Consider the following 14,753-nt stretch of genomic DNA (forward strand, 5'->3'; position numbering starts at 1 on the left):
ATCTTTTTATTAAACCTTAATTAAATTAAAATTATGGCACAGTCAAAATCAACAAAAAAGTTATTTAACATGGCCTACGGCCTAGGAGCATCAGTCGTAATTATTGGTGCATTGTTTAAAATTCTTCACTGGGAATTTGGTCCATTAACAGGTGGTCTATTATTAGCAGTTGGTCTAATTACAGAAGCCCTTATCTTTGCTATCAGTGCATTCGAGCCAGTAGATGACGATGTAGACTGGGCATTAGTTTACCCAGAATTAGCTGGCAGCGAAAACAAAGCTCTTAAAAAAGGACAAGCTGCTGAAGTAAAAGAAGCAGAAGCATCTTTATCTAAAAAATTAGATGATTTATTAAAAGAAGCTGGTGTAGACGCAACTCTTATGGAGAGCTTAGGTTCTAGCATCAAAAACTTTGAAGGTGCCGCTAAAGGTATGGCTCCAACGGTAGATGCAATGGAATCTACTAAAAAATATTCTAGTGAAATGGTTCAAGCTGCAGCTCAAATGGAGTCTTTGAACAGTCTTTATAAAGTACAATTGGAAAGCGCTAGCAGACAAGCTTCTGTAAATGAAGAAGTAGTTCAAAATGCAAGTGCTCTTAAAGATCAAATGGCATCTTTATCTACAAACCTTTCTTCATTGAATGGTGTATATGGCGGTATGTTATCTGCAATGAGTAAAAACTAATTGGATTTTAATCAAACCCAAATTAATTATTAATTAAAATCTAAATCCATGGCAGGAAAAGCAACACCACGTCAGAAGATGATCAACTTAATGTATTTGATCTTCATCGCGATGCTGGCATTAAACATGAGTAAAGAAGTATTGGCCGCATTCGGTATAATGAATGAAAAGCTAGAGACTTCAAACGCAATGACCACCGCAAGTAACGAAGCGTTCTTGGGTAGTCTGGAAACCAAGGCATCTGAAGATGCAGCTAAATATGATAAGCTGTACAAAAATGCCCAGCAGATAAAAGTAATGTCCCAAGACTATTATGATTACTTGGAGTCACTTAAAATAGGCATGACTACAGGACTTGAAAATCCTAAGGATTATGCAAGAATGGATAATTCAGATTTCTTGGACCAAAAGTTCTTTCAAGGGGATAACCTTTCAGATGGTGGCAAGGAATTCATGAAAAGACTTACTGAGTATAGAAATAATGTAGCGGATATTGTACCAACTTCTTTGAAAAATTCTGTAGTAGATCGTTTTAAAACAGGAAATGAAGAAGGTAAAGTACAGGCTAAAGATGGTATGCAAGATTGGATCAACTATCATTATGAAGGATATCCTTTAGTTGCTTCCTTAGCTAAATTGACTGCGCTACAATCAGATGTAAAAGTGACCGAAGAGGCAGCTTTGAAATCTATGTTAGAAGGTGAGTTAACGAGCCAAGTATCATTGAAAAACTTTGCAACATCTCTTTTATCTTCAAAATCTGCTTACTATACAGGGGAGAAGTACGATGGTAAGATAATTATTAGTAAAACTGATAATTCTTCAACTCCAGTAAAAGCTGAATTAACGTTGGATGGTAGAAAACTTTCAGAAGGTTCTGATTATAAATTAGAAGCAGGTGGTATTAAAATGTTAATTGGTTCTGGTTCTGCTGGTGACCATGAAGTAAAAGGAACAATCTACTTTATGCAAGATGGTGAAGAGATTCCTGTAAAAGTGAACAATTCATTCGCTACTATCTCTAAGCCTGGTGGGGCATTAATTGCTGCTGATAAGATGAACGTTGTTTATCGAGGCGTAGCAAACCCAATGTCAATTTCTATACCAGGTATTGCAAATAACAAAGTAAATGCTTCTGCACCTGGTTTGAAGTCTATTGGTGGTAGTAAATATGTTATGAATCCTGAAACGGGTAGAACGGTTACTATTAAAGCTTCGGGAACATTGCCAGACGGTGAGCCTGTTGGGTCGTCATTAGAATTCAGAATTAAGGATATTCCAAGACCAGAAGGTAGTGTAAGTAAGCAAACAGGTAGTATTAAACTTCCAAAAAGAAATGTTGAAATTGCTACTATAGGAGCTGGTTTAGAAGATTTCGATTTTGATTTAAACCTTGCTGTAAGCGGTTTTAAATTCAAAGTACCGGGTCAACCAACAGTTACGGTTAGAGGTAATAAAATGGATGGTAAAGCAAAATCAGCCTTACAACGTGCCAAAAGAGGCGATATCGTGCAGATATTTGATATTGAAGCATACATTACCAATAACAAGAGTTACAAGTTGAAGAAAGTATCTCCAGTAGTTGTGGAGATAACAAATTAAAATAAATGGAATGATACCGGGTAAGCCTTTTGGTTTTGCCCGGTTAATTTTAAAGTGAAACAAACATGAATTGGAAAAATGTTTTTGTAATTGGAGCGGTAACTATGTTACCTATATCTATGATGGCTCAAGCAAATGTATTGAATGCAAAGAAACCCGATGAGGTTGGCGTACGTACAGAAGCTCAAATAGCTGTAGATAACGATGCACCATTAGAATATGGTTATGTTGATGATAGGGATATACTTTGGTCGAAAACGTTATGGGAGACCATAGATTTAGATGAACGTGTAAACTTCCCATTGTATTATCCAACAGATACTATGGATATTGGACCAGATAGAAGGTCTTTATATCATATTCTGATTAAAAATTTAAAAAGTGGAAACTTAGAAGCGTATACCGATTCTTATTTCACCAAAAAAAGAACATTTGGCGATTTGAAAGATGCCTTGCAAATGGTTGATACCCTTGATTATGGCTACGAACAAGTTAATGCGGGGGAAACTGTTTCAGAAGAATATATTACACGTAGAAGTATATCAGCTTCTGAAATAGAACAATATCATGTTAAAGGAATATGGTATTTTGATAAAAGACAGGGAGAATTAAAATACCGTCTTTTAGGTATTGCACCAGTTGCACCAGATGTGAATTTCATGGATGATGAAAATCCTGATAAAGTTGAACTGTTTTGGGTATGGTATCCAGATGCACGTGAGATATTGCATGAAGCAAAAGTATTTAACCAACAGAACTCGGCACAACCTATATCATTTGATATGTTGCTAAATGCAAGACGGTTTAATGCGGTTATTTACAAAGAAGATAATATTTATGGAGATAGAACTATAGATGATTATATTTCAGACAATGCTTTGTTTCAACTGCTAGAAGCAAAACGAATCAAAGAAACGATTAGAGATAAAGAACAAGACATGTGGGCTTATTAAGCTTCCCGCAAAATCCAATTCATAACATAAAAACCCAATCGTAAGATTGGGTTTTTTGTTTTTATAAAACTGTTCATACTTTTGTTATTACATTTGCCGAATGGTAGATTATCTGGTAGTAGGATTAGGATTGGCCGGCACATCGTTTTGCGAAACTTTGCGCAGAAATAACAAAACATTTGTCGTATTTAATGACCAATCTCAAACATCTTCTCGGGTGGCAGGCGGTCTATATAATCCTATAATATTAAAACGTTTTACACTCTCTTGGAGGGCAGATGAACAGCTATTGATTGCAGTAGAGTTCTATAATCAACTTGAGAAATTTTTAAATATTCAATTTGATGAGAAGTTAAGTGTCTTACGAAAATTTGCATCCATAGAAGAGCAGAACTTATGGTTTGAAGCAGCAGATAAAGATCGTTTGAAATTGTATTTAGATACGCATCTGGTAACCAACGAAAACCCAAGTCTTAAAATTCCATTCGGGTTTGGAAAAGTATTGGAAACCGGTAAATTGAATACTAATATTCTTATTGATAGGTATACCGAATGGTTACAGCAAGAAAACTGCATTCATTCAGAAACATTTGATTATGATAAACTAGAGATTGATACAGAATATGTAACCTATAGTGGCATTAAGGCTAGACATATAGTTTTTGCTGAAGGATTTGGCTTGCTACGCAATCCTTATTTTAATTATTTGCCCATGCAAGGCTCAAAAGGAGAGTACATAATTATTGAAGCTAAGGATTTAAAGGAAAGTAAGATCATTAAATCTTCAATATTTTTAATCCCGTTAGGGAATGATTTGTATAAAATAGGTGCAACATACACTAGAGGTCAAAAAGATAATGCTACAACAGAAGATGCAAAAAACGAACTGCTAAGAAAATTAGATAGTCTTTTAGATTGCTCGTATACGATAGTCGATCAACAGGCTGGTGTCAGGCCAACAATTAAGGATAGGAGACCATTGGTGGGTAGGCACTCTAAACACAACAATCTTTGGGTATTAAATGGTTTTGGTTCTCATGGAATTATGATTGGACCTTGGGCATCAAAGGCACTTTATGAACGCATTGAAACTCAGGTTCCTTTGCTCGAAGAAATGGATGTAGAACGGTTTATTCGAACTTAAGATTTTACAGTTTTCACCTTAGGATTGTATTTAACGAAAAGGTTGATCCAGATATTTCTAGATACCCGCATGATGATCGGCATAAATACAATCATTGTAATTACAATGGCTATATATGCTTCGATAAGGTTGGCTCCAATAAGAAGTTTTGCAATTACAAATGCGGCAACGGCGAAAGCAATTCCTACTCCATAACTTACATACATTGCACCATAAAAAAATGAAGGTTCAATTTTATATTTTAGGTCACAATGGCTACATCTTTCGTGCATTTTAAAAATTTTACCCAAATGATAAGGGTTTTTGTCCAAATACATACTTTCTTCGTGACATCTTGGACAACTTCCTGTTAAAATACTGTAGAATTTGTTTCCTTTTTTTAACATTTGCAAAACTTTATGCGAAGGTACGATAATATGGCTCTTTTCATCCTGTCAAGAACCACTCAAAGATAATTATTGCTTAAAATAGTCGTATTAAAAAAATGATGTTTTAAGTTTAAACTAGAAGAATTGTAATTTATGTTAAACGTTCACAACCTATCAGTCTCCTTTGGCGGAGAATACCTATTTGAGGAAATCTCTTTTAGGCTAAATTCAGGAAATAGGGTAGGTTTAGTAGGTAAAAATGGAGCAGGTAAGTCTACGCTGTTAAAAATGCTGAATAGAGATATGGCCCTAGATACGGGGGTGATTGCAGTTGAGAAAGATATTAAAATAGGTTTTCTTAGACAGGATATTGATTTCGTACAAGGTAGAACGGTTTTAGACGAAGCCTATCAAGCATTTGAGGAAATCAAGAAATTGGAATTAAAGTTGGATGAAATCAATCATCAATTGGCAGAACGAACCGACTATGAAACAGACTCTTATAGTCAGCTAATAATTGATTTAAATGACGTTTCTCATCATTATGAAATTTTGGGTGGCTACAATTACCAAGGTGAAACTGAAAAGATTTTACAAGGTCTAGGCTTTAGACGCGAAGATTTTGAAAAGAAGACAGAAACATTTTCTGGAGGATGGAGAATGCGAATAGAACTTGCCAAACTATTATTACAAAGTAATGATGTTCTTTTGCTTGATGAGCCGACAAACCACTTAGATATTGAATCTATTATTTGGTTTGAGCAATTTTTGAATACTTATACAGGAGCGGTGGTGATAGTTTCGCACGATAAAATGTTCTTGGACAATGTTACCAATAGAACGATTGAGATTTCTTTAGGGCGTATCTATGATTACAATAAACCATATACCCAGTACTTGGTACTGCGAAACGAAATAAAGCAACAACAGTTAAATGCTCAAAAGAACCAAGAGAAGGAAATTCAAGCAGCAGAACGGTTAATAGAAAAGTTTAGGGCCAAATCTACTAAAGCGTCAATGGCGCAATCCTTGATTAAAAAATTGGATAAAATTGAGCGTATTGAGGTAGATGAAGATGATAATAGTGTCATGAGCTTGCGTTTCCCCATATCCGTTACTCCAGGTAAGGTAGTGGTAGAAATAGAGCAACTTTCAAAGGCATATGGTAGTAATTCAGTACTTAGTGATATTAACCTTTTAATAGAGCGCAATAGTAAAACAGCCTTTGTAGGTCAAAACGGTCAAGGAAAATCAACCTTAGCGAAAATTATTGTTGGCGAGTTACAACATGAGGGGCATTTGAAATTAGGACATAATGTTCAGATTGGATATTTCGCCCAGAACCAAGCAGAGTATTTAGATGGTAGTAAAACTATTTTAGATACAATGATAGATGCGGCCAATGAAAAGAATAGAAGTAAGGTGCGCGATATTTTAGGTTCTTTTCTTTTTAGGGGAGATGAGGTTGAAAAATATGTAAAGATTTTGTCGGGTGGGGAGCGAAACCGACTTGCGTTGGCGAAAATGCTTTTGCAACCATTCAATGTATTGGTAATGGATGAGCCTACCAATCACCTTGACATAAAATCTAAAAATGTTTTAAAACAAGCCTGTTTAAATTTTGAGGGTACGTTGATTTTAGTATCTCACGATAGAGATTTTTTACAAGGTCTTACGAATAAGGTTTATGAATTTAAAGATCAGCGTATAAATGAATATCTAGGGGATGTAGATTTCTATTTAGAACAGCGGAAAGTTGAAAATTTTAGAGCGATTGAGAAAAAACAGGCTCTAGTTGTTGAGAAAACAAAACCAAAGGAATCCAATTCATTTCAAGATCAAAAAAAAATAAAGAGTTTAAAAAATCAATTAAGCTCGGTAGAAAGTAAAGTGAGTAGTCTAGAAAAAGAACTAAAGGCAATAGACCATGATTTATTGGTAGACTATGAGAAGACTATTCAGAAACCAAACTTTTTCGATACGTATCAAGCAAAAAAAAACAAGTTGGAAAAGCTCATGCAAAATTGGGAAAGTCTTACAATAGATATAGAGTCAATGGGGTGATTTGATTCAGCAGACTAATATTTTAACATGTTTCACAACATATACCTTCACTTTCACAACATAAGGAGGTTAGTCAACGATAAGATTTTAGTATTCAGCGTTATTAGTTCAAATTTGTAGGATAATTCCTAACTAAAGGAGTTTTGAAACCACCAACTCATGAAAAAACTATACTATCTAAGTTTCAGTTTATTTTTTCTAACGACAGTATGTTTCGCAGAAATATCAAAAAAGGAAAAAAAGGCCTTGATAGATTTATATTCAACCACCAATGGTAAGCATTGGGTTAAGAAATGGGATTTAAAAGCTCCGGTTTCTCAATGGTATGGTATTAAAATTGTTGATGATAAAGTAGTGGAGATTAATTTATTCCATAATAATCTTATGGGTCCTATAACATCAGAAATAGGAAAATTGGAGCACTTAAGAGTGTTAAATTTAGCATTTAATTCATTGACAGGAAATCTTCCACAGGAGATTGTGAATCTGTCCAATTTAAAAATTTTAAAACTCGAAATGAACAGGCTTCATGGTGAGATACCTATGGAAATAGGAAACCTTAATCAATTGGAAGAGCTTTCAGCGTTCAATAACTTTTTTACCGGTAAAATTCCTGCTACAGTTGGTGATATTAAAGGTTTAAAAGTATTAAATCTATCTAGCAATGATTTTTATGGTGACATACCTAGCTCTTTAGGTCAGTTATCTCAATTAGAAACATTGGGTCTATTTGAAAATAAGTTGGAAGGTACAATTCCAAAAAACATGGGTCAGCTAGGTAATTTAAAAGAATTGGTTTTAGCTAATAACAGATTAGTTGGTGACATACCAAGTGAGTTTGCACAATTGGCCAGTTTAGAAGTTTTTCAAATACAGAATAATAATTTCAGCTCATTTAAAGCTTTAGAGTTTTTAGAGACTAAAGAGTATTTGGTTTTTGATTACGATAAAGAAGATAAAAAATTAGAATTTAAGGATATCAACTTCAGTAAGACCAAAATGGCCGATACGAAGTTTGAAGATATTGAAGAGTAAGCGTAAACGTAGTTTACACTTTTAGTTAGTTTGGTAATAGAAAGAGATGTATAATTTACATCTCTTTCTTGATTAAAATCAAGTAACACAATCAAGTTAATAAAAATGTGTTTTTTGAACCTTCTAGTATATGAATATGCTGTAGTGCCCTCTTCTTTTATAGTCCTTTTAAAGATTAATAGACGAAATATTGACGCAACAGATTAAATCTTTTTCATAAAAATTAGCTATAAAGTACAGCTTTGTACTACTCATTATAGCTTGTATCTAATTTTTTAAGGTGTAAATTCCAAAAAATCAGAAACACCATGTAATAGATTTTCACAAAAGTGATGTTGGAGAAAAATAGCAGAATACCTAAAATTTAAAAGTAGATGCAATCACATGGTAAGGAGTGGAAATTTGTAATGGCTATGGAAAGGCCAGCTTAAGTACGCTTGAAGGTGTTCAGTTATAGGGAAATGATTTCAGCTCTTTGAATTCATTAGTATAGATGCAAATGCAAAACTTTACTGTACGTTATAGTGAGAAAGAATTTTTGATTGTGAAATTTAGTGACTACCCATTGAATAAAACTCGCTTTGTGGGTGCAAAATACAAGGACACACACTTATACAGATGCTTAGATAGTTTATAAGGGATGCGAAAGCATTCTTTTTTTATTGATATGTGTATAGTGAAAATTCAATATACTTTATGATTTCTTTAACCATTCATTCATTCAATGCCATATCTCTTTTTTTGTAGTTTCGCTTTCTGATTAGTTTGAGAGGTAGTTGAGATTATTTTTCACTCAAAGATGTATTGCTTGTTCATTTAATTTTGTTAACAGGTTTGGTTTTACATTTTGGCTATAGCGGGAGTACATGATTTTCAGTTTCTGTACTTCCGAAAATGGAATATTCCGGGTCAATATGGATTATTTATAAATAAGTATGTGTCTAAGATTAAACCTTTTCTGTTTTATGTGGTCTTTACTTTTTAAATTCAGATGAAGGTCTTTGCTGTTAAAACATATTGTATGCGTACAAGACAAAAAATACCTAATAACCAACATATAGAAATCAATCTAGTACTAGAACTGACTAAGTCTAAAAACCATATTGCCAAATGAGAAAAATTATTTTTACCGGTCTGGGTATTTTACTTATTGTGATATCCATCTTCTTATCAAAGGTTATTATCGATAGCAAGAAAACGTTTAAGCCTAAATCTGAGAAAGTGGTTAAAACTGTTTTTACCGAGATAGTAGAGAATAGTACAATACAAATTGTAGTTACGGCAAATGGTAATTTAACTGCGAAACAACGAGTAGAATTATATGCTGAGGTTCAAGGAGTTTTTAAAAAGGGTAGTAAATTGTTTAAAGAAGGGCAAGCCTTTAGGCAAGGTGAGGCGATAATTAATATTGATGCCGATGAATATGCGGCAAGTGTACAATCTGCCAAAAGTAATCTGTTCAATCAACTAACGGCAGTAATGCCAGATTTGCGTTTAGATTATCCAGATATATATTCGAAATGGCAAGGGTATCTTACCAATTTCGATATGTCAAAGAGTACGCCAGCCCTTCCTGAAATGATAACGGAGAAGGAAAAATTCTTTATTTCGGGTAGAGGTATTCTGACAAGTTATTACAATGTTAAAAACTTAGAACAACGACTTTTAAAATACCGTATTGTTGCTCCTTTTTCTGGCGTGCTTATCGAGGCTTTAGTAACAGAAGGAACCTTGGTAAGAGTAGGTCAAAAATTAGGTGAATTTATTAATCCGGAAGTGTATGAGTTAGAAGTGGCGATCAGTAAAACCTATGCTGACCTATTAAAGGTAGGAGAGTCAGTTGAACTTACCAATTTAGATGATGACACTAAATACAAAGGAAAGGTGTCTCGAATTAATGGGAGTATTGATCAAGCGTCACAAACCGTCAAGGCCTATATTGAGGTTGATAATAAAGACTTACGCGAAGGCATGTACTTAGAAGCTAATTTGGATGCCAAAAAAGAAGAGAATGCCATTGAAATTGATAGGGGTTTACTTTTAGAAGGCAATCGAATATTTGTAGTGCGTGATTCAGTTTTGGATATTATAGATGTTGATCCGGTTTATTTTTCAGATAAACGTGTTGTACTTAAAAATGTTCCAAATGGTGTCACCATAATGTCTAAACCATTAAGTGGCGCATATACAGGCATGGCAGTTAAGATCTACTCAGAACAACCAGAAAACAATAAAGAATAATGCGGAAACTGATAGAGTACTTTATACGGTATCATGTCGCCGTCAATGTTGTCGTGATTTCTTTTGCACTTTTTGGAATCGTAGGAGCAAAGTCTTTAAAATCATCTTTTTTTCCATTAACGGATTCTAAGAATATTGCCATAACGATAACATATCCTGGTGCCTCTCCACAAGAAGTTGAGGAGGGTATTGTACTAAAAATAGAGGATAACCTTAAAGGACTTCAAGGTGTTGATCGTGTAACTTCAACTTCGAGGGAAAATAGTGGGACGATTAATGTCGAGATAGAAAAGGGAGAGAATATCGACTTTATGCTATTAGAGGTCAAAAACGCCGTAGATAGAGTTCCTACTTTTCCAACGGGTATGGAGCCTTTGATTGTGTCGAAATTAGAGGCAGTACGCCAAACCATCTCGTTTGCCATTAGTGGGGAAAATATTCCATTGGCAACGCTAAAAAGTGTCGGCAGGGAAATTGAGAATGACCTAAGGGCCATGGAAGGTATTTCTCAAATAACAATTTCTGGGTTTCCACAAGAGGAAATTGAAATTGCTGTAAATGAAAATAACCTTTTGGCATATGGTATCTCATTTACTGAAGTAGCCAATGCAGTAAGCAACGCTAACATTCTAGTAACCGGGGGTAATATAAAGACCGATGCAGAAGAGTATTTGATACGGGCCAATAATCGTTCGTATTATGGCGATGAACTCTCTAATTTAGTGGTTAGGGCAGACCCATCAGGTAGTGTAATTCGTTTAAAGGATGTTGCTATTGTAAGGGATCGTTTTGCAGAAACTCCTAATGCTACTTATTTTGACGGCAACTTATCTGTAAGTACAACGATTACAAGTACAAATAATGAAGATTTAATAGCCTCGGCCGAGCAGGTAAAGGAATATGTAGAGGAGTTCAATCAAAAATACAATAACGTAAAGTTAGATATTGTATCTGATCAGTCGACTACTCTTGTACAACGTACCCAATTATTGACGGAAAATGCAATAATGGGAATGGTATTGGTCTTGATTTTTCTATCTCTATTCTTAAATACAAGATTGGCATTCTGGGTAGCATTTGGTCTTCCTGTTGCTTTCTTAGGGATGTTTGTTTTCGCTGGTTTCTTCGATGTAACCATCAATGTACTTTCTTTATTCGGTATGATTATCGTAATTGGAATTCTAGTGGATGATGGTATTGTGATTGCCGAAAATATCTACCAGCATTACGAAAAGGGGAAAACACCAGTACAAGCTGCTGTAGATGGCACTATGGAGGTGTTGCCTCCAATTATTTCGGCAATTATAACGACCATATTGGCGTTCTCTATATTTCTATTCTTAGATAGTCGGATAGGTGAATTTTTCGGAGAGGTATCTGTCATTGTAATACTAACTTTGGTGGTTTCATTGATTGAAGCATTGATAATTTTACCTGCGCATTTAGCGCACTCTAAAGCGTTACAGCCTATAGATACTAAACCAAAAAGCGGATTTGCAAATGCCTTTGCTAAACTTAGGGTTATAAACGAGTTTGGTGATCGCTTAATGACTTGGATGCGTGATAAATTGTATGCTCCAGGATTGCACTTTGCGATGAAATACAAGGTCTTTACGTTTAGTCTTTTTGCGGCAGCATTTATTTTAACGTTAGGATCTGTAGGAGGTGGTATTGTAAGAACTGCATTTTTTCCAAGGGTAGCTAGTGATAGGGTCGGTATCGAATTAGAGATGCCAAATGGTACCAATGAAAAAATTACAGATTCGATTATATCGATGATAGACGATAATGCTGAAATCGTTAATAAGGAACTAACGGAAAAATATCTAAAGGGAACGGGTAAGGTCCTTTTTGAAAATGTGATACGACAATTGGGCCCAGGTTCATCATCAGCCAAATTGACGATAAACCTGTTGCCAGGAAAGGAAAGACCAAATGAAATATCCTCAGATATGGTGACCAGTAGGTTGCAAGAACTAGTCGGACCAGTAATAGGGGTAGAAAGTTTGATTTTTGGTTCAGGAGGTAATTTTGGAGGTTCTCCGGTTTCGGTTTCTTTATTGGGAAATAATATACAAGAGCTTAAGGCCGCCAAGACTGAATTAAAAAATGCTTTAATAAGGAATCCTAGATTAAAAGATATATCGGATAATGATCCGGCAGGCATCAAGGAAATTCGATTGAAACTAAGAGAGAATGCCTATTTATTAGGATTAGACCTTCGTGCTGTAATGACCCAAGTACGTTCAGGTTTTTTCGGTGTACAGGCACAACGATTTCAACGGTCACAAGATGAAATTAGAGTATGGGTACGATACGAAAGAGATGAACGGTCTTCAATTTCTAACTTAGATGAAATGCGTATCGTAACACCTACTGGTGAGCGTGTTCCTTTCAAAGAAATTGCAGAGTATACGATTGAACGTGGTGATGTAGCTATTAATAGATTGGAAGGAAGACGGGAAATACAGGTATCTGCAGATATGAAAGAGGTAAAGGATAGCCCGACCGAAGTCATGACTGAAATTCAAAATGTGATTATGCCCGAAATACAATCCAAATATCCTACGGTAAGTGCCTCATATGAAGGGCAAAATAGGGAATTGGGTAAATTAACGGGGTCTTTAAGATTGGTTGGTTTTACCGTATTGCTGTTAATATACATTACTATCGCCTTTACGTTTAGAAGCTTTAGCCAGCCATTAATGTTATTATTATTAGTGCCATTTAGTTTCATTGCTGTGGCATGGGGGCATTGGATCCACGATTTTCCAATCAATGTTATTTCATTATTAGGAATTATAGCACTAGTAGGTATTATGGTAAATGATGGTTTGGTACTCATCGGTAAGTTCAATTCTAACTTAAGGGAAGGAATGACCTTTGAAAATGCTATTTATGAAGCAGGTAAATCAAGGTTTAGGGCAATCTTCCTTACCTCGATTACCACTATAGCTGGTTTAGCACCTTTAATGATGGAGACCAGTAGGCAAGCACAGTTTTTAAAACCAATGGCAATATCTATAGCCTACGGTATCGGAATCGCTACAATACTTACATTATTACTGTTGCCGCTATTTCTATCGTTTAGTAATGCTATAAAAGCTAAAAATAGAATGTTGGCCTCCGGACACATGATTACTAAGGAAGAGGTGGAAAGAGCTATTAAAGAAAAAAAGGAATCTGCTCATCTAGAAGGCCAGATGCTTCATTCAAACGATAATGAAATGGGCCAAATTGAAGGTGATTCAAAAACTGATAAGCAATTAGAAGGTACATTATAATGATAAGATTACGATTCATACATTTACTACTGTTGTTTCCATTGTGTAGTGCATTTGCGCAAGACAAAACTCTTTCTAAAGAAGAGGCCGTTGTTAAGGCATTGGAAAATAACTATGGTATTGAGATAGCAAAGAGTCAAATAGAAATAGCAGATAATAATGCTAGTATTTTGAATTCTGGTTACCTACCAACTTTGACGGGTACTGCCGGGGCAACCTATAATAATAACAATACCACTACCGAGTTTCCTGGGCAGTTAGATGAGAATAATATTCCTAGACCAGATATTTCGGTAAACCATGCGGAAAGCCAACGGTATAATGGAGCATTGAATCTTAATTATACGTTGTTTGATGGTTTAGGTAGGTTTTATAACTTTAAAAGGCTAAAAGAACAGTATCAATTGAGTACGTTACAGGCAAGGGAGACGATTGAGAACACCATGCTGCAAATGTTCAGTGTGTACTTTGAAATTGCTCGTTTAACAGAGAATAAGAATGTGCAAAAACAAGCGCTTGAAATTTCTAATGATAGAATTAAAAGAGCAGAATATTCATTTGAGTATGGTCAAAATACCAAATTAGATATTTTGAATGCGCAGGTAGATGTCACCAATGATAGTATTAATCTATTGAATACAGATCAGCAATTGGCAAATGCCAAACGAGATTTGAATGTCATTTTGAATCAGAATTTAAATGAAGACTACGAGGTAGATACTACAGTAGTATTTATTTCTAAATTTCAAATCGTGGAATTTATGGATAATGCAATTTCTAATAATGTTGCAATTCTACAAACGGAAACAAATTTAAATATTAATGCCTACGATATTAAGGTAAATAAATCTGGATATTTACCTACGGTTGGTTTGACAGGTTCATATGGTTGGAACAGAAATCAAAGTCCACCATCTGCATTTTTATCAGGAACATTATTTCCTGGCACCAATTCTTCTGCCAATAGTGCCTCTTTAGGCGCCAGTCTTACTTGGAATCTTTTTGATGGTGGTGGTACAACGGTACGTGTTAAAAATTCGAAAATAACGTATGCGAATCAAGAGTTGCTACGTAAGCAGGTAGAACTAGAAGTAAATAGAGACATGCAGAATGCCATGGCCATTTATGAAAATCGCTTAAAAATCTATCAGATTCAAGAACAGAATGTAGTTACAAACCAGAATAATTTTGAACGCTCTCGGGAACAATTTCAATTGGGGAGTATTACATCTATTGAGTTTAGACAGGCTCAAATAAATTTATTGAATGCGCAGACCAATAAGAACCTTGCAAAGTATGATGCCAAGTTGGCCGAGCTTCAGTTATTGCAACTTACGGGTCAATTGTTGAATATTGAACTGTAACGAGTTAATTA

Annotated in this window: 10 protein-coding genes; 9 read left to right on the top strand and 1 reads right to left on the bottom strand. The window is 35.1% G+C overall.

The features are described from left to right. Nucleotides 1-33: 33 nt before the first annotated feature. The 4 genes from gldL to ES765_RS01130 all read left to right on the top strand — a co-directional run bounded on the left by gldL (nucleotide 34) and on the right by ES765_RS01130 (nucleotide 4,386). Nucleotides 34-687, top strand: coding sequence for a gliding motility protein GldL (gene gldL / locus ES765_RS01115; protein ID WP_138110748.1), 654 nt, complete (start codon nucleotides 34-36; stop codon nucleotides 685-687). 48 nt (nucleotides 688-735) lie between these two features. Beyond that, nucleotides 736-2,289 carry a gliding motility protein GldM gene (gene gldM, locus ES765_RS01120; RefSeq protein ID WP_138110749.1) on the top strand — a complete coding sequence of 518 codons (1,554 nt, stop codon included), beginning with the start codon at nucleotides 736-738 and terminating at the stop codon, nucleotides 2,287-2,289. A gap of 65 nt (nucleotides 2,290-2,354) precedes the next feature. Continuing rightward, the gene (gene gldN, locus ES765_RS01125; protein ID WP_138110750.1) at nucleotides 2,355-3,242 is read left to right on the top strand and encodes a gliding motility protein GldN; all 888 of its coding nucleotides are present in this window, start codon (nucleotides 2,355-2,357) and stop codon (nucleotides 3,240-3,242) included. A 100-nt stretch (nucleotides 3,243-3,342) separates the two neighbouring features. Continuing rightward, a complete protein-coding gene (locus ES765_RS01130; RefSeq protein ID WP_138110751.1) occupies nucleotides 3,343-4,386 on the top strand; it encodes an NAD(P)/FAD-dependent oxidoreductase in 1,044 nt (347 codons plus the stop codon). Here the strand turns inward: ES765_RS01130 and ES765_RS01135 are convergent. Then, on the bottom strand, nucleotides 4,383-4,772 hold the full coding sequence (locus ES765_RS01135; RefSeq protein ID WP_138110752.1) for a DUF983 domain-containing protein: 390 nt from the start codon (nucleotides 4,770-4,772) through the stop codon (nucleotides 4,383-4,385). The two genes, ES765_RS01130 and ES765_RS01135, sit on opposite strands and share 4 nt — an antisense overlap. A gap of 135 nt (nucleotides 4,773-4,907) precedes the next feature. Here ES765_RS01135 and ES765_RS01140 point away from each other — a divergent pair, with 135 nt between their 5' ends. The 5 genes from ES765_RS01140 (at nucleotide 4,908) to ES765_RS01160 (ending at nucleotide 14,742) form a co-directional block, all read left to right on the top strand. Beyond that, nucleotides 4,908-6,818, top strand: a complete 1,911-nt coding sequence (locus tag ES765_RS01140) for an ABC-F family ATP-binding cassette domain-containing protein (RefSeq protein ID WP_138110753.1) — start codon at nucleotides 4,908-4,910, stop codon at nucleotides 6,816-6,818. Nucleotides 6,819-6,977: 159 nt separating this feature from the next. Next, nucleotides 6,978-7,853, top strand: a complete 876-nt coding sequence (locus ES765_RS01145; protein WP_138110754.1) for a hypothetical protein — start codon at nucleotides 6,978-6,980, stop codon at nucleotides 7,851-7,853. Between the two features lie 1,110 nt (nucleotides 7,854-8,963). Further along, nucleotides 8,964-10,094 (top strand): efflux RND transporter periplasmic adaptor subunit, encoded by a 1,131-nt coding sequence (locus ES765_RS01150; RefSeq protein WP_138110755.1) that lies wholly within the window; start codon nucleotides 8,964-8,966, stop codon nucleotides 10,092-10,094. Further along, the gene (locus ES765_RS01155; RefSeq protein ID WP_138110756.1) at nucleotides 10,094-13,378 is read left to right on the top strand and encodes an efflux RND transporter permease subunit; all 3,285 of its coding nucleotides are present in this window, start codon (nucleotides 10,094-10,096) and stop codon (nucleotides 13,376-13,378) included. Before ES765_RS01150 ends, ES765_RS01155 begins: the two co-directional genes overlap by 1 nt. Next, a complete protein-coding gene (locus ES765_RS01160) occupies nucleotides 13,378-14,742 on the top strand; it encodes a TolC family protein (RefSeq protein WP_138110757.1) in 1,365 nt (454 codons plus the stop codon). Before ES765_RS01155 ends, ES765_RS01160 begins: the two co-directional genes overlap by 1 nt. Nucleotides 14,743-14,753: the final 11 nt, after the last annotated feature.

This window comes from Maribacter sp. ACAM166, assembly GCF_005771495.1.
GTDB lineage: Bacteria > Bacteroidota > Bacteroidia > Flavobacteriales > Flavobacteriaceae > Maribacter.

Excerpts from the sequence above, each read along its gene's own strand:
- ES765_RS01160 (WP_138110757.1), top strand. The coding sequence starts at position 13,378 with ATGATAAGATTACGATTCATACATTTACTACTGTTGTTTCCATTGTGT.
- ES765_RS01140 (WP_138110753.1), top strand. The coding sequence starts at position 4,908 with ATGTTAAACGTTCACAACCTATCAGTCTCCTTTGGCGGAGAATACCTA.
- gldM (WP_138110749.1), top strand. The coding sequence starts at position 736 with ATGGCAGGAAAAGCAACACCACGTCAGAAGATGATCAACTTAATGTAT.
- ES765_RS01155 (WP_138110756.1), top strand. The coding sequence starts at position 10,094 with ATGCGGAAACTGATAGAGTACTTTATACGGTATCATGTCGCCGTCAAT.
- ES765_RS01130 (WP_138110751.1), top strand. The coding sequence starts at position 3,343 with ATGGTAGATTATCTGGTAGTAGGATTAGGATTGGCCGGCACATCGTTT.
- gldL (WP_138110748.1), top strand. The coding sequence starts at position 34 with ATGGCACAGTCAAAATCAACAAAAAAGTTATTTAACATGGCCTACGGC.
- ES765_RS01145 (WP_138110754.1), top strand. The coding sequence starts at position 6,978 with ATGAAAAAACTATACTATCTAAGTTTCAGTTTATTTTTTCTAACGACA.
- ES765_RS01135 (WP_138110752.1), bottom strand. The coding sequence starts at position 4,772 with ATGTTAAAAAAAGGAAACAAATTCTACAGTATTTTAACAGGAAGTTGT.
- ES765_RS01150 (WP_138110755.1), top strand. The coding sequence starts at position 8,964 with ATGAGAAAAATTATTTTTACCGGTCTGGGTATTTTACTTATTGTGATA.
- gldN (WP_138110750.1), top strand. The coding sequence starts at position 2,355 with ATGAATTGGAAAAATGTTTTTGTAATTGGAGCGGTAACTATGTTACCT.